The organism is Ottowia sp., assembly GCF_035325765.1.
Lineage (GTDB): Bacteria > Pseudomonadota > Gammaproteobacteria > Burkholderiales > Burkholderiaceae_C > Ottowia.
The window spans coordinates 23,938-43,003 of the sequence record NZ_DAOKZG010000020.1 but is presented as its reverse complement, the minus strand read 5'-3'; the positions used below and the strand labels follow the sequence as shown (position 1 = coordinate 43,003).

The 19,066-nt window shown below is 71.1% G+C and carries 19 protein-coding genes; 11 read left to right on the top strand and 8 right to left on the bottom strand.

What is annotated here, in order from left to right:
• Positions 1–84: 84 nt before the first annotated feature.
• Complete coding sequence (locus tag PKA16_RS08655) at positions 85–609, top strand: phosphoribosyltransferase (RefSeq protein WP_324402329.1); 525 nt, start codon at positions 85–87, stop codon at positions 607–609.
• Between the two features lie 52 nt (positions 610–661).
• Here the strand turns inward: PKA16_RS08655 and PKA16_RS08650 are convergent, their stop codons facing one another.
• Positions 662–1,423 (bottom strand): IclR family transcriptional regulator, encoded by a 762-nt coding sequence (locus PKA16_RS08650; protein ID WP_324402327.1) that lies wholly within the window; start codon positions 1,421–1,423, stop codon positions 662–664.
• Positions 1,424–1,554: 131 nt separating this feature from the next.
• Here PKA16_RS08650 and PKA16_RS08645 point away from each other — a divergent pair, with 131 nt between their 5' ends.
• Genes PKA16_RS08645 through PKA16_RS08630 form a run of 4 tightly spaced genes read left to right on the top strand, consistent with a single transcriptional unit; the run spans position 1,555 to position 6,034 of the window.
• The gene (locus PKA16_RS08645) at positions 1,555–3,306 is read left to right on the top strand and encodes a thiamine pyrophosphate-binding protein (protein ID WP_324402325.1); all 1,752 of its coding nucleotides are present in this window, start codon (positions 1,555–1,557) and stop codon (positions 3,304–3,306) included.
• A gap of 49 nt (positions 3,307–3,355) precedes the next feature.
• Positions 3,356–4,273 (top strand): bile acid:sodium symporter family protein, encoded by a 918-nt coding sequence (locus tag PKA16_RS08640; RefSeq protein ID WP_324402322.1) that lies wholly within the window; start codon positions 3,356–3,358, stop codon positions 4,271–4,273.
• On the top strand, positions 4,270–5,232 hold the full coding sequence (locus PKA16_RS08635; protein WP_324402320.1) for an SDR family oxidoreductase: 963 nt from the start codon (positions 4,270–4,272) through the stop codon (positions 5,230–5,232). Before PKA16_RS08640 ends, PKA16_RS08635 begins: the two co-directional genes overlap by 4 nt.
• On the top strand, positions 5,219–6,034 hold the full coding sequence (locus tag PKA16_RS08630) for an SDR family oxidoreductase (RefSeq protein ID WP_324402318.1): 816 nt from the start codon (positions 5,219–5,221) through the stop codon (positions 6,032–6,034). The genes PKA16_RS08635 and PKA16_RS08630 overlap by 14 nt, the downstream gene beginning before the upstream one ends.
• A 655-nt stretch (positions 6,035–6,689) precedes the next feature.
• Here the strand turns inward: PKA16_RS08630 and PKA16_RS08625 are convergent.
• Entirely contained in the window at positions 6,690–8,327 is a 1,638-nt protein-coding gene (locus PKA16_RS08625; protein WP_324402316.1) for a thiamine pyrophosphate-binding protein, read from the bottom strand.
• Between the two features lie 129 nt (positions 8,328–8,456).
• Here PKA16_RS08625 and PKA16_RS08620 point away from each other — a divergent pair, with 129 nt between their 5' ends.
• The 3 genes from PKA16_RS08620 (at position 8,457) to PKA16_RS08610 (ending at position 11,174) form a co-directional block, all read left to right on the top strand.
• The gene (locus PKA16_RS08620) at positions 8,457–9,674 is read left to right on the top strand and encodes a PLP-dependent transferase (protein ID WP_324402314.1); all 1,218 of its coding nucleotides are present in this window, start codon (positions 8,457–8,459) and stop codon (positions 9,672–9,674) included.
• 523 nt (positions 9,675–10,197) lie between these two features.
• Positions 10,198–10,971, top strand: a complete 774-nt coding sequence (locus PKA16_RS08615; protein WP_324402359.1) for a DUF2189 domain-containing protein — start codon at positions 10,198–10,200, stop codon at positions 10,969–10,971.
• Positions 10,972–10,973: 2 nt separating this feature from the next.
• Entirely contained in the window at positions 10,974–11,174 is a 201-nt protein-coding gene (locus tag PKA16_RS08610; protein ID WP_324402312.1) for a hypothetical protein, read from the top strand.
• Here PKA16_RS08610 and mnmH read toward each other — a convergent pair whose 3' ends face one another.
• Together mnmH and PKA16_RS08600 are read right to left on the bottom strand one after the other, a co-directional pair.
• Positions 11,175–12,230 carry a tRNA 2-selenouridine(34) synthase MnmH gene (gene mnmH, locus PKA16_RS08605; RefSeq protein WP_324402310.1) on the bottom strand — a complete coding sequence of 352 codons (1,056 nt, stop codon included), beginning with the start codon at positions 12,228–12,230 and terminating at the stop codon, positions 11,175–11,177.
• The gene (locus PKA16_RS08600) at positions 12,227–12,826 is read right to left on the bottom strand and encodes an arylesterase (protein ID WP_324402357.1); all 600 of its coding nucleotides are present in this window, start codon (positions 12,824–12,826) and stop codon (positions 12,227–12,229) included. Before PKA16_RS08600 ends, mnmH begins: the two co-directional genes overlap by 4 nt.
• Before the next feature lie 45 nt (positions 12,827–12,871).
• Here PKA16_RS08600 and PKA16_RS08595 point away from each other — a divergent pair, with 45 nt between their 5' ends.
• On the top strand, positions 12,872–13,594 hold the full coding sequence (locus PKA16_RS08595) for an ABC transporter ATP-binding protein (protein WP_324402308.1): 723 nt from the start codon (positions 12,872–12,874) through the stop codon (positions 13,592–13,594).
• A gap of 106 nt (positions 13,595–13,700) precedes the next feature.
• On the opposite strand, the gene PKA16_RS08590 is transcribed toward PKA16_RS08595, so the two are convergent.
• Positions 13,701–15,227: a phospholipase D-like domain-containing protein gene (locus PKA16_RS08590; protein WP_324402306.1), complete on the bottom strand. Its 1,527-nt coding sequence runs from the start codon at positions 15,225–15,227 to the stop codon at positions 13,701–13,703.
• Between the two features lie 88 nt (positions 15,228–15,315).
• Between PKA16_RS08590 and rlmB the strand changes: the two genes are divergently transcribed.
• Together rlmB and PKA16_RS08580 are read left to right on the top strand one after the other, a co-directional pair.
• Complete coding sequence (gene rlmB, locus PKA16_RS08585) at positions 15,316–16,065, top strand: 23S rRNA (guanosine(2251)-2'-O)-methyltransferase RlmB (RefSeq protein ID WP_324402304.1); 750 nt, start codon at positions 15,316–15,318, stop codon at positions 16,063–16,065.
• 17 nt (positions 16,066–16,082) lie between these two features.
• Positions 16,083–16,841, top strand: a complete 759-nt coding sequence (locus PKA16_RS08580; protein WP_324402302.1) for an NAD-dependent protein deacylase — start codon at positions 16,083–16,085, stop codon at positions 16,839–16,841.
• Between the two features lie 372 nt (positions 16,842–17,213).
• On the opposite strand, the gene PKA16_RS08575 is transcribed toward PKA16_RS08580, so the two are convergent.
• The 3 genes from PKA16_RS08575 to arsC form a co-directional block, all read right to left on the bottom strand.
• Positions 17,214–17,807, bottom strand: a complete 594-nt coding sequence (locus PKA16_RS08575; RefSeq protein ID WP_324402301.1) for a chromate transporter — start codon at positions 17,805–17,807, stop codon at positions 17,214–17,216.
• A complete protein-coding gene (locus PKA16_RS08570) occupies positions 17,804–18,484 on the bottom strand; it encodes a chromate transporter (protein WP_324402299.1) in 681 nt (226 codons plus the stop codon). Before PKA16_RS08570 ends, PKA16_RS08575 begins: the two co-directional genes overlap by 4 nt.
• A 193-nt stretch (positions 18,485–18,677) precedes the next feature.
• Entirely contained in the window at positions 18,678–19,031 is a 354-nt protein-coding gene (gene arsC / locus PKA16_RS08565; protein ID WP_324402297.1) for an arsenate reductase (glutaredoxin), read from the bottom strand.
• Positions 19,032–19,066: the final 35 nt, after the last annotated feature.

Sequence of the window (19,066 nt, the reverse complement as noted above, 5' to 3'; positions counted from 1 at the left end):
GGGGGGGGGGGGGGGGGGGGGGGGGGGGGGGGGGGGGGGCTTGTTCGGCGTTGCCTTCGGCTATTGGGTCAGGAGTGACGACGCATGTTGACGGAAGACGGCAAGCATCTGTACGTAAGCTACGACGAATACCACAACCTGATCGAGAAGCTCGCGATCAAGGTGCATCAGTCGGGCTGGAAATTCGACACCATCCTGTGCCTTGCGCGCGGCGGCATGCGCCCGGGCGACGTGCTGAGCCGCATCTTCAACGTGCCGCTGGCGATCATGTCGACCAGCTCATACCGCGCCGAGGAGGGCAAGGTGCAGGGGCACCTGGATATCGCGCACTACATCACCACGCCGCAGGGCCAGATCGCCGGCAAGGTGCTGCTGGTCGACGATCTGGCCGATACCGGCGTCACCCTGCACGCCGTGGTCGAGCGCCTGCGCAGCAACTACGAGCCGATCACCGAACTGCGGACCGCCGTCATCTGGACCAAGGGCAGCTCGAGCTTCGTGGCCGATTATTCGGTTGAGCATCTGCCGACCAACCCCTGGATCCACCAGCCGTTCGAGGGCTACGACGCGATGCCGCCGGAGAAGCTGCTGGCCAAGTGGAAGGTCTAGCCGGTCTGGCGGACCCGGGCGCAGTGCGCCCGGCAACCGGTGGCACCCGACGTCACGCCCACGCGAAGGTCCGCGCCAGTTGCGTGGCGGCGTCGCGCAGTGCTGGCACCTGATCCAGCGCCTGCTCCAGGCTCATGCGCGACTGCGGCGCATGGACGGCCAGGGCTGCCGGCACCCGGTGCGTCTCGTCTTCCACGGGGACAGCCACGCACACGGTGCCGGACAGGTACTCCTGATTGTCGGTGCTCAGCCGGGCGCGACGGATCCGGCCCAGCTCCTCGGCCAGCGCCTGTGGATCGGTCAGCGTCGTGCCCGTGAAGCGCTCCAGCGGCAGCGCCGCGAGGATGCGCCTGCGCTCGCGCGCCGGCATCAGCGCCAGCAGCAGCTTGCCGCTGGCGCAGGCGTGCGCCGGCACGTGCGAGCCGCTGCTGAAGTTCAGGCGCAACGGCCACTGGGCCTCCACCCGGTCCAGGTAGACCACCTCGGCCCCGTCCAGCGTGGTCAGGTTGCAGGTTTCCCCCACCTGCCGCACCAGGCTTTTCAGGATGGCGTGGCGCGCGCCGTTCCAGGTGCTGCCGGCCAGCACGCGCAGGCTCAACGACGACAGGCGCGGCCCCGGCGTGTAGTGCTTGCCCGCGGGCTCGCGCGCGAGCAGTCCGGCCTCGACCAGCAGCGCCAGAATCCGGTGTGCCGTCGGCTTGGCCAGGGCCGTGGCCGCCATGATCTCGATCAGCGTCAATGGGGCGTTGGCCGCGGCCACGGTTTCCAGCACCGCGATGGCACGCAGGGTGGCTGAAGTGCGTTCGCTCGACACCAGGCAGATCTGCCGAAAAATGGAACCAGAAGTTCCATCATTGCGCAAAAGTGCTTCGCATGCAATGATGTTTTCGCGAAATGTGCGATGGGGGCCACCCGTGCGCACGCAACCGGAACAAGGAAGAATGCATGGCGGAAATCAGCGGCGGCGAGGTGCTCGCACGCATGTTGCAGTGCGAGGGTGTGGAAAAGGTCTTCGGCATCATCGACGGCACTTACTTCGGCTTCTACGAGGCGCTGCACCGCCTGGGCATCGAGATCGTCACGCCGCGCCATGAAACCAGCGCCGCGCACATGGCCGGCACCTACGCGCGCCTGACGGGCCGACTGGGCGTGTGCATGGCCAGCAACGGCCCGGGCGTGGCCAACCTGCTGCCCGGCCTGGTCGTCGAGCAGGCCGAGGGCAACCGCGTGCTGGCCATCACCAGCGCGCGCCGCCCTTCCATCATGTATCCCGACCGCGGCGGCGCCTACCAGTGCTTCGACCAGTGCGGCGTCATCGGCAGGATCGCCAAGTGGAGCGCGGCGGCCTCCAGCTTCGAGCGCGTGCCCGAGCTGATGCGCAAGGCGCTGCGCAAGAGCTGGGCCGGCCGCCCCGGCGTGGTGCATCTGGACGTGCCGGAAACCATCATGAACGGCAAGGTGAAGGCCCAGGTCGCGTACTGGGATCCACCGCAGTACCGTGCCAGCGCGCCGCTGGAGCCCGCGGCGCGCGAGGTGCAGGAGGCGGCCGACTGGCTGGCGGCGGCGCAGGCGCCAATGATCCACGCCGGCAGCGGCGTGGTGCATGCCGGGGCCTTCGAGGCGCTGGCGCGCGTGGCCGAGTTGCTGCAGGCGCCGGTCACCACCAGCTGGGCGGCGCGCGGCGCGCTGTCCGAGGATTCGCCGCTGGCGATCCCGATGCCGCACGTCAAGCTCAACCACCAGGTGCGCTGCGAGGCCGACGTGGCGCTGATCCTGGGCTCGCGCGTGGGCGAGACCGACTGGTGGGGCAAGCCGCCGTACTGGCGCGACCCAAGGCAGCAGAAGACCATCCAGGTCGACCTGGACGCCGACACCATCGGCCTGAACAAGCCGGCCGACCTGGGCATCCAGGCGGATGTGGGGCGCTTCCTGCAGCTGCTGGCCGAGGCGCTTTCCGAACGCCAGTCGCGCATGCCGCTGGGCCAGCGGCGCACGCGCAATGCCGGCTATGCCCAGGCCGTCGAGCGCGAGCGCGCCGACTGGGCCAGGGCCTACGCCGACACCGGCAGCCCGGTGCATCCGGCGCACATCGGCGCCGCCTGCGACGCGCTGTTCCCGCGCGGCAGCGTGCTGGTGGCCGACGGCGGCAACGCCACCATCTGGGCCATGTTCCACCACCGCGCCGTGGTGCCGGGCCGCATCATCTCCACTTTCAAGTTCGGCATGCTCGGCGCCGGCATGGCGCAGGCCGTGGGTGCGGCCATGGCGCTGCCCGGCCAGCCGGTGTGCTGCATCATCGGCGACGGCGCCTTCGGCTTTCACCCGCAGGAGGTCGAGACCGCCGTGCGCAACCACGCCCAGGTGATCTACATCGTGCTGGTCGACCGCCAGTGGGGCATGGTCAAGATGAACCAGCAGTTCATGCTGCGCCCGCTCAAGACCCTGCTGTTCAAGCAGCTCGGGCCCGAGGAGACCATCAAGGCCGATCTGGGCGAGATCGAATTCGACCGCCTCGGCATGGCCATGGGCGCCCACGGCGAGCGCGTCTCTCATCCCGACGAGCTGCGCCCGGCGCTCGAGCGCGCGCTGGCCAGCGGGCGTTGCGCCGTGGTGCATGTGGACGTGGACCCGGTCAAGCACATGTGGGCGCCGGGGCTGATCCACTTCAAGAAGATGCACGAGGAGCCCAGGGGCTGAGCGCCGTGCCGCGTGCACGCACCCCGCGAACCCGGACGGGAGTCACGCCATGAGCGAAATGGACCTGGTCCGCCTGAACTTCAACCCGCAGTCGCTGTGGGCGCTCAACGTCATCATCGGGCTGGTGATGTTCGGCGTGGCGCTGGATCTCAGGCCCGCCGACTTCCGGATGCTTGTGCGCGCGCCCAAGGCGGTGCTGATCGGCATGCTGGGCCAGTTCGTGCTGCTGCCCGCCTTCAGCTTCCTGCTCGTGCTGGCGATCCGGCCGGCGCCCAGCATTGCGCTCGGCATGCTGCTGGTGGCGGCCTGCCCGGGCGGCAACATCTCCAACTTCCTGACCCACTACGCGCGCGGCAACACCGCGCTGTCGGTCACCATGACGGCGTTTTCCACCGCCGCCGCGGTGGTCATGACGCCGCTGAACCTGGCGCTGTGGGGGCACCTGAATCCTGCCACGGCACCGATCCTCAAGGCCGTCGCGCTCGATCCGCTCGACCTGCTGCTGGCCGTGCTGCTGCTGCTGGGCCTGCCGATGGCCGCCGGCATGTGGGTCGGTCAGCGCTGGCCGGCGTTCGTGGCGCGCGCGCACCGGCCGGTCAAGCGCGCCTCGCTCGTCATCTTCGGCCTGTTCGTCCTGGGGGCGCTGGCGGCCAACTGGCAGTATTTCCTGCGCTACGTCGGCTACGTGGTGTTCGTGGTCTTCCTGCACAACGGGCTGGCGCTGCTGACCGGCTACTGGGCGGCGCGCATCGCCGGCCTGCCCGAGGTCGACCGGCGCGCGGTCTCGATCGAGGTCGGCATCCAGAACTCGGCCCTGGGCCTGATCCTGGTGTTCAACTTCTTCGACGGCCTGGGCGGCATGGCCATCGTCACGGCGTGGTGGGGCGTCTGGCACATCGTCTCGGGCCTGACGGTCGCCACCTGGTGGTCGCGCCGGCCGCCAGCGCCCGTGGCCGCCGCGACATGAACGCGCCGCGCGTGCTGGTCACCGGCGCCGGCGGCTACCTGGGCCGCCAGCTGGTGGCGGCGCTGGCGGCCGGGCGCATTCCGGTGGGCGCGGTGGTCGCCACCGACGTGCGCGCGCTGCCGGCGGCCGAGCAGCTTGCGGGCGTGCAGCATGCGGTGGCCGACGTGCGCGACGCCGATCTGGCCGCGCTGCTGCAGCGCGAGCGCATCGACGTGGTGGTGCACCTGGCGGCCATCGTCACCCCGGGCCCGGACAGCCGGCGCGAGCTGGAATACGCCGTCGACGTGCTGGGCACGCAGAACGTGCTCGAGGCCTGTCGCGCCGCCGGCGTGCGTCGCATCGTCGTCAGCTCCAGCGGCGCCGCCTATGGCTACCACGCCGACAACCCGGCCTGGATCAGCGAGGAGCAGCCGCTGCGCGGCAACGAGGCCTTCGCCTATGCCTGGCACAAGCGCCTGGTGGAGGAGATGCTGACGCGCTGGCGCGTCGAGCAGCCGCAACTCGAGCAGGTGATCCTGCGCATCGGCACCATCCTGGGCGAGCGCGTGGACAACCAGATCACGGCGCTGTTCGAGAAGCGGCGACTGCTCGCCATCCGCGGCAGCGACAGCCCCTTTGTCTTCATCTGGGACCAGGATGTGGTGGCCTGCCTGCTGCGCGCCATCGACGCCGGACCGCCCGGCATCTACAACCTCGCCGGCGATGGGGCGCTGACGCTGCGCGAGATCGCCGCGCGCCTGGGCAAGCGTCGCCTGGTGCTGCCCGCCGGGCTGCTGCGCACGGCGCTGGCCCTGCTCAAGCCCCTGGGCCTGACGCGTTACGGCCCCGAGCAGCTCGACTTCCTGCGCCATCGCCCGGTGCTGGCGAACGCGCGCCTGAAGCAGGTGTTCGGCTACACGCCCAGGCTCAGTTCGGCCGAGGTGTTCGAGCTCTGGATGCGCGCCCATGGCCACGCCTGACTTCGCCGGGCGCAGCGTACTGGTCACCGGCGCCGGTGGCGGCCTCGGTCGCGCGCTGGCGCTGGCCTTTGCCGGCGCGGGCGCGCGCGTGGCGGCGCTCGATCTCGACGCGCCGGCACTGGCCGGCACGTCAGCCCTGCTGGCGGCGCGCGGTGGCGCCCATTGGACGCAGGCCTGCGATGTCACCGACGAAGCCGCGGTGACGCGCGCCGTGGCCGCGGCGCGTGCCACCCTCGGGCCGCTCGACGTGCTGGTCAACAACGCCGGCATCACGCACCGCAGCGCTTTTGCCGCCACCCGCACCGAGGTGCTGCGCCGCGTCATGGCCGTCAACTACTTTGGCGCGCTGCACTGCACGCACGCCGCGCTGCCCGACCTGCTGGCGCGCCGCGGCGTGGTGGTCACCATCTCCAGCGTGGCGGGCTTCGCGCCGCTGGTGGCGCGCACTGGCTACGCCGCCAGCAAGCACGCGCTGCACGGCTTCATGGACAGTCTGCGCGGCGAACTGGCGCCCGCCGGCGTGCGCGTGCTGCTGGTGTGCCCCTCCTTCATCGCCACCGGCATCGGGGCGCATGCCCTGGGCGCCGATGGCGCGCCGGCGCGCCACCCGCAGGCCATCGTCGGCACGCGCTCCAGCCCCGACGCAATCGCCGCCCGCATCCTGCGCGCCGCCGCGCGCGGCCAGCGCCTGCTGCTGCCCGACCGCGTCTCGCGCCTGGCGTGGTGGACCGTGCGCCTGGCGCCGCGCTTCTACGAGCGCCAGATGTTGCGGCGCCTGGGCGATGAGCTGAGGGATGACTGATTCCAATTCGCGTCGGAAACAGCAGCAATGATCCACTGCCATGTGGTGATGCTGCGGATGCGCGATGGCTCGAGCTTGAAGTCGTGCAGGCTGGCGGCGAGGTGATCTTCGACAGCATCCAGCGAGTCGAAGACGCGGTTGTGAAAGTGCTTCTGGCGCAATTCGTCCCGCAGGTGCTCGACCGAGTCGAGCCCGGGCGAGCACGGCGGCAGGCACACAGTCGCATGTAGACGGGTGCGTCGGCCAGCGCCGGATGCAGCACCTGCGCGATCTGCGACTGCGTCTGCCGGTCGGCGCCTGCCGCGAGGCGAGGGTGAGTGCCGCGGCTCCACAGGCGTCTGTGCGCGTCTGGGCAGCGCGAGCGGGTGTGCGGCCTCTGGCCGCCCGCGCCCTGCAAGGGCGAGGAGGCCGCGCGCCGGGGGGTGTGCGCCACGATGCGCAACACCGGATGGCGCGGCGAGGGCGGGGCTGGCGGGTGCATGGCGCGCTCACCCGGCCGGTGAGCGTGACCGAAGCGGCCACGCCGAATGTCCATGCGGCTTTCGAGAAGCCCATGAGCCGCCAGCCACTGGATACAGGTTCAGCGACAGGGCTGCCCCGCGCCGTGCCGGCATGAACCGGTGTCGTTCGCCATGTCCTTGGAGGCGAAGCGACATCAATAGGAGCGCGGCACCGTGTCGGGGTCGAGCTTGACGTCGACCAGGATCGGCCGGTCGCGCGAGCGCGCGGCGATGGCCTGGCAGGCATGCTCGAGGTCGTCCGGGCTGCGCACCGTCAGACCCTGGCCGCCGAGCGCTTCGGCCATCGGCGCGAAGTCCGGCCAGCCGATGAGCGACAGCGAGGGGTCCAGGTCGCGACCGGTGAACTGGATGTGCTCGGCGCCGTAGCCGCCGTCGTTGCACACCACCAGCACCAGGTCCAGTCGCTCGCGCACGGCCGTGTTGAACTCGGTCAGGTCGCCCAGCATGAAGCTGCCATCGCCCGTCACGACGACGGTCGGCAGCGTGGGTTCGGCGCGCGCGGCGCCGATGCCGTGCGCCAGCGCCATGCCGATGGCGCCGTACATGTGGCCCTGCACGAACAGGCGCGGTTCGCTGACATGGAAGGCGTGCCAGGCGTGGCCCATGTGGCGACCGACGCCGGTGACCAGCACCAGCGGCTCGCCGAGGGTGGCAGCGATGGCGCGCAGGGCGCCGTGGATCTCGACCGCGCCCGGGTCGCGCGCCGGCGCTGCGGGTGGCGGCGCGGCCAGCGTGGCGAGCGCTGCCTGCACCGCGTCTTCGGCGGCGAAGCCCGAGGCGGCGATCTCGGCTTCGTCCAGCCAGTGCAGCATGCGCCGCGCCGCCGAGCCACAGTCGCCGAGCACCGCCGCGTCGGTGCTCATGTGCTTGCCGAGCTCGTCGGGGTCGTCATTCACCAGCACCGTGCGCTTGCCCTGCAGCAGCGCGCCGTTGCCGGTGGTGATGAAGTTCAGGCTGGCACCGAAGGCGACGATGCAGTCGCTGGCCGCCACCACCTGCATGGCGGGCTCGAGGGTGGAGATGCCGAACACGTCGAGGTTGAGCGGGTCGCCGCGGAACAGATCCTTGGCGCGCAACGTGGTCATCACCGGTGCGTCGATGCGGCGCGCCAGGCGCAGCACGTCGCCCTGCGCGCCGCTCATGGCCACGCCATGGCCAGCCAGCACGATCGGCCGCTTGGCGGTGGCGACGATGCCGATCGCGGCTTCGAGGTCGGCGCTGTCGGTCACTTCGCTGGCGCGTCGGTGCAGGACCAGGCGCGCCGGTCGATAGTCGCCCACGTCCTGCCACTGCAGGTCATAGGGCGGCAGGTTGAAGACGATGGGACGCCGCTCGGCGTCGGCGCGCCGGAACGCATAGACCAGGTCGGCACACACGCTGTCCAGGCTGCTGGCCTGCTCGAAGCCGGCACCTGCGGCGATGGCGAACTCGCGCTGCGGCACCTTCTGCAGGTAGAACTTGGGCTTGGAGGTCGCGTCGCCCGTGACCAGCACCATCGGCAGGCGCGACTTGGCGCCTTCGACGAGCGCGGTCAGGGTGTTGGTGAAGCCGGGCCCGCAGGTCACGGTGGCCACGCCGATCCCGCCCGACACCGAGGCATGGCCCAGTGCCATCAGCACGGCACCGGCCTCGTGCGCCGCGCCGACGTAGCGGCCGCCGCACTTGCGGATGAAGTCGTCGACCAGGAACAGGTTGGCGTCGCCGATCAGGCCGAACAGCGTCTCGACGCCCACGTCTTTCAGGGTGCGGGCAACCGCTTCATTGATTTTCATGGGGGGGTGCAGTCTGGGTGGATGGAGAGCTCGGGGCTGGCATTCGCCTGTTCCCTCACGCGATTCTCATCGTATTCCATCGGCCAAGCCGATGCGGCGCGCCGGCCGGCTCTGCTCTACCATCGCCGCATGACCGATTGCACCACACAGCTGATCCATCATCCCTACCAGCCGCCAGCGGGCTTCGAGGCGCCACAGCCGGGCATCCACAAGGCTTCCACGGTGTTCTTTCCCAACGTCGCGGCGCTGCGCGCGCGCGACTGGAAGCACAGGAGCGGCTATACCTACGGCCTGCACGGCACGCCGACCACCTTCCTGCTGGAGGAGCGCATTGCGGCGCTGGAAGGGGGTCTGCAGTGCGTGCTGCTGCCCAGCGGCCTGGCGGCGCTGGCCAACGTGTCGCTGGCCCTGCTCCGAAGCGGCGACGAGGTGCTGCTGCCGGACAACAGCTATGGCCCGAACAAGGCGCTGGCCGAGGGCGAACTGGCGGGCTGGGGCATCACGCACCAGTACTACGACCCGATGGACGTGGCCGACCTGGCGGCGCGCATCAGCGAACGCACGCGGCTGGTGTGGCTGGAGGCGGCCGGGTCGCTGACGCTGGAGTTTCCGGACCTGGTGGCCCAGGTGCGTGCCTGTCGGGCACGCGGCGTCGTCTGCGCGCTCGACAACACCTGGGGCGCCGGCCTGGCCTTCAATCCGTTCGACCTGGACGGCCAGGGCCTGGCCGTCGACATCTCGGCCCATGCGCTCACCAAGTACCCGAGCGGCGGCGGCGACGTGCTGATGGGCAGCGTCACCACGCGCGACGAGGCCCTGCATCTCAAGCTCAAGCTCTCGCACATGCGCATCGGCTTTGGCGTCGGCGCCAACGACGTCGAGACCCTGCTGCGCGCGCTGCCCAGCCTGGCGCTGCGCTACGCGGCGCAGGACCGCGCGGCGCGCGCGCTGGCGCGCTGGCTGGCGACGCAGCCACAGATCGCGCAGGTGCTGCATCCGGCGCTGGCGGGCGCGCCCGGCCACGAATACTGGCGTCAGGTGTGTGCCGCCGCCGAGGCGCGTGGCGCTGGCGCCGCGGCCGGACTGTTCAGCGTCATCGTGCACGAGCGCCACGCGCAGGCGCAGGTCGATGCCTTCTGCGATGCGCTGCGCCTGTTTCGCATCGGCTACAGCTGGGGCGGGCCGATCAGCCTGGTCGTGCCCTACGAACTGGCCAGCGCGCGCAGCCGCGGCTGGCCGCCCCACGTCGCGCGCGGCACCCTGGTGCGCTTCTCGACCGGGCTGGAGGCGGTGGCCGATCTGCAGGCGGATCTGGCGCAGGCGCTCGCCGCGGCCTTGCCGGCCTGAGCCGAGATACCCCCTGTCTCGCCTCGCCGGGCCTACGGCCAGGGGGGACACCCCGGCCACGGGTGCCGCGGATGGCCTGCTGCGCGACCGTTGCAGGTGTGTCGTTCCACGCGTCGGGGATGGTGCGCGCGGCGGTGCGCAATGGAAGGGGGATCCGACTGGCCCGAGCTCATATTCGAAGTGGTCGAAATGGCGTCGCTCCGCTTCCATGACCGTGAAAATCATTGCGTCATGTCGGCATCGGCTGGCTGCAGCTTTCCTCTTTCCGAACGCACAGTGGCATGAGATGTCGGCGTGCGGGCTGGCGTCGGGGTTGCGTTGGTGCGGGGCGGCGGACGGATGCACTTCGGGCAATACCCATTGCGCATTCATGGTTTTGCCGCTACCGTCACGGCGACAAGCCAGCCGGCCGGCCGGCGGCCTCTCGCCTCGCAGCATGACCGAACACGACCCTGTCTCTTCCACCACGACGGCTGGCTACCAGCCCTATGTGCCGCCGCCGCCCACCGGACCGCAGGCGCTGATGCAGCCGCTCGGCCTGCTCGACCCGCTGCGCTGGCTGCGGGCGGGTTGGCGCGACTTTCGCGCGGCGCCCGGCATCGGCCTGTTTTATGGCACCTGCTTCTGGTTCATGGCCCTGGTGCTGGCGTGGGTGTTTCGCAGCCGGCCCGAGTACGTGATGTCGATCGCGTCCGGTTGCCTGCTGGTGGGGCCGTTCCTGGCGATGGGGCTGTACGAGGTCAGCCTGCGACGTGAACGCGACGAGGTGCCGGCCCTGGGCGATTCGCTCACCTGCTGGGAGCCGCATCTGCGCAGCATGGCGCTGCTGGTGCTGGTGCTGATCGTGCTGGAGCTGCTGTGGGGGCGCGCTTCGCTGGTGGTGTTCGCGGTGTTCTTCAATACCGGCATGCCATCGACCACGGGGGTGCTGCAGGCCATCTTCAACCCGGACAACCTGGAGTTCGTTGCGGTCTACCTGTTGGTGGGCGGTGGGTTTGCACTGCTGGTGTTCGCGACTGCCGTGGTGTCGATCCCGATGATCCTCGATCGCGACACCGATGCCATCTCGGCCGCCATCACGAGCTTGCGCGTCGTGGCCACCCAGCCGCTGGTGGTGTTATGGTGGGGGGCGTTGATCGTGCTGCTGACCGGCCTGGCCTTGCTGCCCTGGGGCGCGGGACTGCTGGTCGTCGGCCCGGTGCTCGGCCATGCCAGCTGGCACGCGTATCGCGGCGCGGTGCGCTGGCATGATCCGCCAGCCGCAGCGGCGGCAGCAACCCCCCTTGAGGAGCAGTGAATTTGGCAACCCCCAACTACGGTTATGAAAAGCGCCAGCGTGAGCTGGCCAAGAAGCGCAAGAAGGAAGACAAGGCGCGCGCCAAGGCGGCGCGCAAGACGGGTCTGCCGGTCGAAGGCGAGGATGAGGGCACGCCCGGCATCGAGGACGGAAGCGGCGCTCCGGCGGACGGCGCAGCCCAGGGCAGCGACGGCCAGGACTGATCAGGCGCCCAGGATTTCCATCGCCGCGTGCGCCAGCGACGCGGCCGAGCGGTCGGCCAGCGCCACCGGCCGGGCCTGTGCGAAGCGCGCGAAGTTGCGTCGCGTCGAACTGGCGTAGCCGGGGTCGTAGTGCTGCTCGAGCAGGGCGCGCACCACGGGCTCGATGCGGCCGGCGCGCACGCTGGCCTTCCAGTCCTCGACCAGTGCGCGGCCGCGCAGCGCGGCCAGGGTGTCCAGGCGCTGGCAGAAGAACTCCGGATCGCGGACGAAGAACGGATAGTCCTCCAGCAGCAGCGCCACGCGCTCGTCGTCCGACAACTCGACGCGCAGGCAGTCGCTCGCGCGCATGGCGGTGATCAGCGGCTCCGGCACGGTCAGGTTGCCGACCTTTTTGCTCTCGGCCTCGACGTACACGGGGCGAGCCGCGTCGAACCGGCGCAGCGCGTCCCACACGCACGTCTCGAAGTGCTTCTGCGTCGGCTGCGGCTGGCCCGGGATGAGGCCCAGCACCGAGGCGCGGTGGCTGGCCAGGGCCTCCAGATCGAGTACCTGGGCACCCACCTGCTCCAGCGCGTGCAGCAGGCGCGTCTTGCCCGAGCCGGTGGGGCCGCAGACGACGCGAAACTGCAGGCGCGCGGCGTGCACGGGCAGGTCGGCCAGGATGGCGGCGCGAAAGGCCTTGTAGCCGCCCTCGATCAGGGTCACGCGAAAGCCGATCTGCCCCAGCACGAGCGCCAGCGCGCCGCTGCGCTGGCCGCCGCGCCAGCAGTAGATCAGCGGGCGCCAGCCGCGCGTGGCCTCCTGCAGTTCGCGTTCGATATGTGCCGCGATGTTGCGCGCGACCAGTGCGGCGCCAAGCTTGCGGGCCTCGAACGGACTGGCCCGATGGTAGAGCGTGCCGACCCGCGCGCGCTGCTCGTCGTCCAGGCTCGGCCAGTTGACGGCGCCCGGCAGGTGGTCAAGCGCGAACTCGCTTTCGCTGCGCGCGTCGATGATGGCGTCGAAGTCGGCGAGCCGCTGCAGCGCCTGGCTGGCGGCGATGCGCTCCACGCTCATGGCAGCAGGACACGCAGGGCCGGCCAGACGTTGTCCAGGATGATCGGCTGTGCTGCCGCCGTCGGGTGGATGCGGTCGGTCTGGAACAGCTCGGCGGCATCGGGCACGTCGGCCACGCCCTTGAGCAGGAAGGGCACGAGGGCGGCGTTTTCGTCCCGCGCGACCGTGCCGAACAGCGCCTCGAAGCGCCGCCCGTAGTCGGCGCCGTAGTTGGGCGGCACCTGCATGCCGGCCAGCAGCACCTTGGCGCCGGCCTGGCGCGCCGCGCCCGCCATCGCCGTCAGGTTGGCGGCCGTCATCTCCAGCGACAGGCCGCGCAGCGCGTCGTTGCCGCCCAGTTCGATCACCACCACGGCCGGCTGGTGCGCGCGCAGCAGGGCTGGCAGGCGCGCGCGCCCGCCCGCCGTGGTGTCGCCCGAGACGCTGGCGTTGACCACCGTGGCCGCGACCTTGTCGGCCGCCAGCTTCTGCTGCAGCAGCGCGACCCAGCCCGTGCCGCGGGGAATGCCGTATTCGGCGCTCATCGAATCGCCCACCACCAGCACCAGCGGCGGCTCGGCCGCCCGCGCCGCTGCCGCCAGCGGCAGGCCGGCCAGCGCGAAGCGGATACAGTCTCGTCGGTTCAAAACGGAAGTCCTTGCATGAAAGATCGTTCGCCTGGCGCGTCGCCGCCAGACGCCCAGCCCACGTCCATCGTGGCCGTGGAGCACGTGTTCAAGTCAGTCACCGACTCCAGCGGCACGCTGGATATTCTGCGTGATATCGACTTCGCACTCGCCGAGCGGGAGACGGTGGCCATCGTCGGCGCCTCGGGCTCGGGCAAGAGCACGCTGCTGGCCATCATCGCCGGCCTGGACACGCCCACGCGCGGCACGGTGCGGCTGGCCGGTACCGACCTGTTCGCGGTCGACGAGGACGCACGCGCCGCCCTGCGCGCGCGCAGCATCGGCTTCGTGTTCCAGAGCTTCCAGTTGCTCGGCAATCTGACGGCACTGGAAAACGTGATGCTGCCGCTGGAACTGGCGGGGCGACGCGATGCGCGCCAGACGGCGAGCGCCATGCTGGCGCGCGTCGGCCTGCAGGAGCGCCTGCGCCATTACCCGCGCGTGCTCTCGGGTGGCGAGCAGCAGCGCGTGGCACTGGCGCGCGCCTTCGTCATGCAGCCGGCGCTGCTGCTGGCGGACGAGCCCACCGGCAGCCTGGACCACGCCACCGGCGCCCAGGTGATGGACCTGATGTTCGACCTCAACCGCGAGCAGGGCACGACCCTGGTGCTGGTGACGCACGATCCCGCGATCGCCGCGCGGTGCGGCCGGCGCCTGACGCTGGAAGGCGGACGCATCGTGCACGACAGTGGCGCTTGAGGAGTCCGGTGTGCGGGCTTGCGCGCCCGGCGTGAACGCCGAGCATCTTGCGCGCTGGCGTGCAGCACCCGGTACTCAACGCGGGATGCCCGGTGCCCGAAGCGGATCAAAGCTGGAACGCCACGGTCGCGATCAGCCCCTCCAGGATGTCGCGCGCCAGGCCGGGGGGCGCCGCGCTGGCGGGCTGGCCGCGGGCCGCCTGCTGGCCGATCCAGCGCGTCAGCCACTCGATCTCGGCGTGGCCGTAGAAGGCGGCCATGGCCTCGTAGTTGATGAACAGGCTGCGTCCGTCGAGGTTGGCCGAGCCGCACAGGGCGAGCACGTCGTCCATCACCACGGCCTTGGCGTGCAGCATGCCGGGCACGAGGCGCACGTCCACGCCGTTGCTGGCCAGCAGGCGCACCGAACGCCCGCGCGCCCAGTCCGCGAGCCGATGGTTGGAGCGCGCGGGCAGCACCAGGGTGACGCGCACGCCGCGCTTGGCCGCCAGCAGCAGCGCTTCGGTCAATCCCTCGTCGGGCACGAAGTACGGCGTCACCAGCATCAGGCACTGCTCGGCATGGAAGGCCGCCGACACCAGCAGCGCGTGCAGGATGTCCTCGTGGAAGTCGGGTCCGCTGGGTACCCACTGTGCGAGCGATATCGCGCGCGCGATCGAGAAATCCTCGTCCGGGGCCAGCGGGGACGCGGGCTGCGCTGCGGCCACGTCCTGCTCGGTCTGGGCGGCGGTACTGCGCAGGGCCTGGCGGTCTCCCTCGCCCAGGGCGCGGTTGCGCAGCAGCAGATCGTAGCGGCGCGCGCGTTCGGCGTAGCTGGTGCGCGGATGGCGGACGCGGCCGGCGGCCAGGCGCCAGTCGCCCTCGAACAGGGCCATGGCCTGGGTCGCCAGCGCGCCGTGGGCGGTGAAGCTCAGGTCCACCCAGGCCGGCTGGCCTCCCTGGCCGATGAAGTATTCGTCCGCCAGGTTGCGTCCGCCGGCCCACAGCCGCAGGCCGTCGGCCACCACCAGCTTGCGATGGTTGCGCAGGTTGGCGCGCCCGCGCCCCGGGCGCTGCAGGGCCGGCATGAAGCGTTGCACCTCCACGCCGGCGGCCTGCAGCACGGCATCGTGGCTGCGGCCGCCGCGCACGCTGCCGACCCCGTCCACCAGGAGGCGCACGCGCACGCCGGCGCGGGCGCGTTCGGCCAGGCGCCCGGCCAGTTCGGTGCCGGTCTGGTCGTTGGACAGCACGTACGTGCAGATGTCCAGGGTGTGGTGTGCCGAGGCGAGCAGGTCGCGCAGTTCCTGCAGCGCATGCGGGCCGTCGGCGTGCAGGCGGACCGCGGCCTGGGGTCGCGCCTCGGCGGTGCCGAGCGCGGCCAGCAGCCGGGTCGACCAGGCCGGTGCCAGCGCCGACCAGGGACCAGCCGGCACGGGCTGGCTGCGCGTGGCCGGGCGCACGATCTTGCGTGTCCCGAACACCAGGTAGATGGGCAGGCCCAGATAGGGAAAGGCTGCGATGCCGAGCACCCAGGCGATGGCCGCGTAAGGATGGCGGCGCTGCTGGCGCGCCCGCGTGGCCAGCACGTAGATCAGCAGCCCCGCCGCCACCAGCGTGGTGTGCAGCGGAATGGCCGTGGTCAGCTTGAACATCGGGTGGGGCAGAGGGCGTGCTGGCGCGTGGATAGGCATTCGATTATGCGGGTCCGGGCCGCTGCGGCAGCGCGCCGATAATGCCCGCATGTCTGCTGTCAAGGTCCTGTACGGCTTCCACGCCGTGGGCGTGCGCCTGAAGATCGCGCCGGCTTCGGTGCTCGAGGCCTATGTCGACCCGACCCGGCGCGATGCGCGCATGAAGCAGTTCCTGGCGCGCGCTCAGGAGGCCGGCGTGCGCCTGATCGAGGCCGACGGCGCGCGCCTGGCCCGCCTGTGCGGCAGCACCGGCCATCAGGGCGTGGTGGCGCGCGTGCAGGAGCTGCCGCAAGCGCGCTCGCTGGACGACCTGCTGGACGCACTGGCCGAGCCGCCGCTGCTGCTGGTGCTCGACGGCGTGACGGACCCACACAACCTGGGCGCCTGCCTGCGCGTGGCCGACGGCGCGGGCGCGCACGCCGTGCTCGCGCCCAAGGACCACGCAGCCGGCATCAGCGCCACCGTCGCCAAGGTCGCCAGCGGCGCCGCCGAGACTGTGCCGTACTTCATGGTCACGAACCTGGCGCGCACGCTGAACGAGCTGAAGGAGCGCGGCATCTGGATCGTCGGCACCGCCGGCGAGGCCGAGCAGAGCATCTACCAGATCGACCTCAAAGGCCCGACGGCCCTGGTGCTGGGCGCCGAGGGCCCGGGCTTGCGGCAGCTGACGCGCAAGACCTGCGACCTGCTGGCGCGCATCCCCATGCAGGGTGCGGTGGACAGCCTGAACGTGAGCGTGGCCAGTGGCGTCTGCCTCTACGAGGCGCAACGCCAGCGCCCGGCGGTGACGGGTGGCTGAGGGTGGCGCGGGACCCGGTGCTTCCCGAGGATGCCCTGGGCCAGGTGCGCGGCTGGATCGCGGCCGCGGCACGCATCGTCGTGCTGACCGGCGCCGGCATCAGCGCCGAATCGGGCGTGCCCACCTTTCGTGACGCGCAGACCGGGCTGTGGGCGCACTTCCGGCCCGAGGACCTGGCGACCGAGGATGCCTTCCGGCGCGATCCGCAGCGTGTCTGGGACTGGTATGCCGAGCGCCGCGAAGCCCTGCGCACGGTACGCCCGAACGCTGGGCACGCGGCGCTCGCGCGCTTTGCCGCGCGCCACCCGGGGCGGCTCACGGTGGTGACGCAGAACGTCGATGGCCTGCACCAGGCGGCCGGCAGTCCGGACGTGCTGGCGCTGCACGGCAATCTGTCTGAAGACCGCTGGCTCGACCCGTGCCCGCTGGCCGGCCGCGGTGCGCCCGGCTGTGGCGCCGCGCTGGCCGAACCCGGCCGTCCGCCGCGCTGCGTGCAGTGCGGCAACCCGCTGCGGCCGGCCGTGGTGTGGTTTGGCGAAATGCTGCCCGAGCGTGCGCTGGCGCGCGCCGAGCAGGCCGCAGCGGCGTGCGAGCTGATGCTGGTCGTCGGCACCTCGGGCCAGGTCTGGCCGGCCGCCGGGCTGGTGCACGCGGCGCGCGCGGCGGGGGCTCGGGTGGTGGTCGTCAACCCCGCGCCGACCGAGCTGGACGACGTGGCGCACGTGGTGCTTTCCGGCACATCGGTTCAGCTCTTGCCGCGCTTGCTGGAGACCTGAGCGGCGCTGTCCGCTCCCGGGCCTGTCGTTCCCGATGGACGCGGGTGAATGACGAGCCGTGGGTTCGGTTTTCGTGTCCCGCAGGCGCGGCATCAGGGCGCCGCACGGTGATCCTGTGGTTCGTCGTCGCCGTTCAGCCTGGAAACGGCAGTTGGACGCGTCCGCCAGCGCCGCACTCGGCGTGGCAGGCTAGGCGCGAGGACGCGGCAGGCTCGTGCCTGCAAGGACGATCAACGACGCATGGCGCGGCGAGCGTGGTGCTGGCGGGCGTGTAGCGCGCTTACTCACGGGGTGAACGGGAGAGAAGCCACCAACGTCCATGGCCATGCGGGTTTGGAGAAGGTTGCAAGCGGTCAACTGCCGTTTCTCGGTTCAGACCAACCCCAGCGCTCCCAGGCCGGCCCCGGCTCCGATCAGCCACAGCAGATGGATGCGCGTGCGCCAGACCAGCACGGTGACGAGGGCGATCAGGCCCCAAAGGCGCCAGTCGCGTGCCGGTTCATCGTAGAGCGCCGCCAGCAGCCAGCCGGTAGCGAGCACCAGGCCGACCACCAGCGGCGCCATGCCGACCTTGAAGGCGCGCACGGCCAGCCACTGGCGGCGACGGTGCGCCCAGCGCGTGGCGAAGTAGGTGAGCACGCCCGAGGGCAGCAGGAAGGCGAGCTGCGCCAGCGTGAACGCAGCCAGCGCCAGCAGCTGGGCCGACCAGCCCGCCGCCGCGCCGCCGCCCGCGTTCAGGCCGACATGCCAGCCGATCAGGCCGACGAAGAGGGCATTCGGTCCGGGGGTGGCCTGGGCGATCGCGATCGAGGTGTTGAACTGCGCGTCGCTCAACCAGCGGTTGGAGTCGACCAGCACGCGGTGCAGGTCGGGCGCGACCGTGATGGCGCCGCCGACCGCCAGCAGCGACACCGCGGCGAAATGCCCGACCAGGGCGAGCCAGTCGGCCAGGCTGAGCGGATTCATGGCGTGCCCGGCCCGCTGCGCGGCGTCGACGCGCCGGGCTGGGGCTGCTCCAGGCGCGCGCCATCAAGCGCGGCCTGCGCCGCCGCGCGCACGGCCGCGCGGCGCAGGCAGACGGCGGCCCACAGGCAGGCGCTCGTGCCCAGCACTGCCAGCACCAGCACCAGGGGCAGGTGCAGCACGGCCGTGGCCACCAGCGTCGCGCCCACCAGCAGCGCGCAGGCCAGCGTGCCCATGGCGTTGAAGCGCAGCGCGGCCAGCAGCTTCAGGCCAGTGCCCAGGATCATGCCGGCCGCCACGGCACCGATGCCACGCAGTCCCTGCTGGATCACCGGCGCGTCGACCTGGGTGCTGTAGCCGATCACGATCACCAGGGTCAGCAGTGCCGGCACCAGCAGCATGCCGGCGAGCGCCGCCAGCACGCCGCCGACGCCGAAGTGGCGCGCGCCCAGCATGATCGCCAGGTTGACGGTGTTCGGTCCGGGCAGGATCTGCGCCACCGCCCAGTCTTCGACGAACTGGCGGTCGGTGAGCCAGCGCTTCTTCTCGACCAGTTCGCGCTGCACCACGGCCAGCACGCCGCCAAAGCCCTGCAACGCGAGCCACGCGAACGACCAGAACAGGTCGGCGCGCGAACGCGGCGCGTTGTCGGCGCGTTCGGCTTCAGCGGAGGTGGGCATGGGGGCGCGGGTCATGCCGCTTCACGTTCACCGCGATGACCGATAACAGATGACGAACGACGGCGGCTTCGGCGGTCCATGACCAATGGTCGGCATGGACGCGGGGCATTGGTGGCACTCATTCATCATCGGCTGCCGCGCAGCAACGGCGTCATCCGTCATGCGTCATCGAGTGGATTGAACCCGGAGCCGATCAGTCCAGTACTTCCAGCACCTTCTCGACCGGCCGGCCGATGCGCGCGCCCCTGCCCGTGACGACGATGGGCCGCTCGATCAGCACCGGGGTGGCATGCATGGCACGCGCCAGGGCGTCATCGCCGAGCTTCGGATCGTCCAGGCCTTGCTCCAGATATTCGGGCTGCTTGGTGCGCAACAGGGCGCGCACGGGCTGCCCCGTGGCGCGCGCGATCGACTTGATCTCGGCCACGCTGGGCGGAGTCTTCAGGTATTCGACCACGATCGGCTCGAGGCCGCGCTCGCGCAGGAGCTCCAGCGCCTTGCGCGAGGTGCTGCAGCGCGGGTTGTGGTAGATCGTGACGGTGCCCATCGGGATGCCTCCGGATCGGTTGCTGGGTGCGACGC

What these genes read in the sequence shown, in the direction of transcription:
- PKA16_RS08615 (WP_324402359.1), top strand. Translation starts at nt 10,198, where the DNA reads ATGCAGCCGCTCGGCCTGCTCGACCCGCTGCGCTGGCTGCGGGCGGGT.
- PKA16_RS08640 (WP_324402322.1), top strand. Translation starts at nt 3,356, where the DNA reads ATGAGCGAAATGGACCTGGTCCGCCTGAACTTCAACCCGCAGTCGCTG.
- PKA16_RS08655 (WP_324402329.1), top strand. Translation starts at nt 85, where the DNA reads ATGTTGACGGAAGACGGCAAGCATCTGTACGTAAGCTACGACGAATAC.
- PKA16_RS08645 (WP_324402325.1), top strand. Translation starts at nt 1,555, where the DNA reads ATGGCGGAAATCAGCGGCGGCGAGGTGCTCGCACGCATGTTGCAGTGC.
- PKA16_RS08630 (WP_324402318.1), top strand. Translation starts at nt 5,219, where the DNA reads ATGGCCACGCCTGACTTCGCCGGGCGCAGCGTACTGGTCACCGGCGCC.
- PKA16_RS08575 (WP_324402301.1), bottom strand. Translation starts at nt 17,807, where the DNA reads ATGAATCCGCTCAGCCTGGCCGACTGGCTCGCCCTGGTCGGGCATTTC.
- PKA16_RS08625 (WP_324402316.1), bottom strand. Translation starts at nt 8,327, where the DNA reads ATGAAAATCAATGAAGCGGTTGCCCGCACCCTGAAAGACGTGGGCGTC.
- PKA16_RS08570 (WP_324402299.1), bottom strand. Translation starts at nt 18,484, where the DNA reads ATGCCCACCTCCGCTGAAGCCGAACGCGCCGACAACGCGCCGCGTTCG.
- rlmB (WP_324402304.1), top strand. Translation starts at nt 15,316, where the DNA reads ATGTCTGCTGTCAAGGTCCTGTACGGCTTCCACGCCGTGGGCGTGCGC.
- arsC (WP_324402297.1), bottom strand. Translation starts at nt 19,031, where the DNA reads ATGGGCACCGTCACGATCTACCACAACCCGCGCTGCAGCACCTCGCGC.
- PKA16_RS08635 (WP_324402320.1), top strand. Translation starts at nt 4,270, where the DNA reads ATGAACGCGCCGCGCGTGCTGGTCACCGGCGCCGGCGGCTACCTGGGC.
- PKA16_RS08595 (WP_324402308.1), top strand. Translation starts at nt 12,872, where the DNA reads ATGAAAGATCGTTCGCCTGGCGCGTCGCCGCCAGACGCCCAGCCCACG.
- mnmH (WP_324402310.1), bottom strand. Translation starts at nt 12,230, where the DNA reads ATGAGCGTGGAGCGCATCGCCGCCAGCCAGGCGCTGCAGCGGCTCGCC.
- PKA16_RS08620 (WP_324402314.1), top strand. Translation starts at nt 8,457, where the DNA reads ATGACCGATTGCACCACACAGCTGATCCATCATCCCTACCAGCCGCCA.
- PKA16_RS08590 (WP_324402306.1), bottom strand. Translation starts at nt 15,227, where the DNA reads ATGTTCAAGCTGACCACGGCCATTCCGCTGCACACCACGCTGGTGGCG.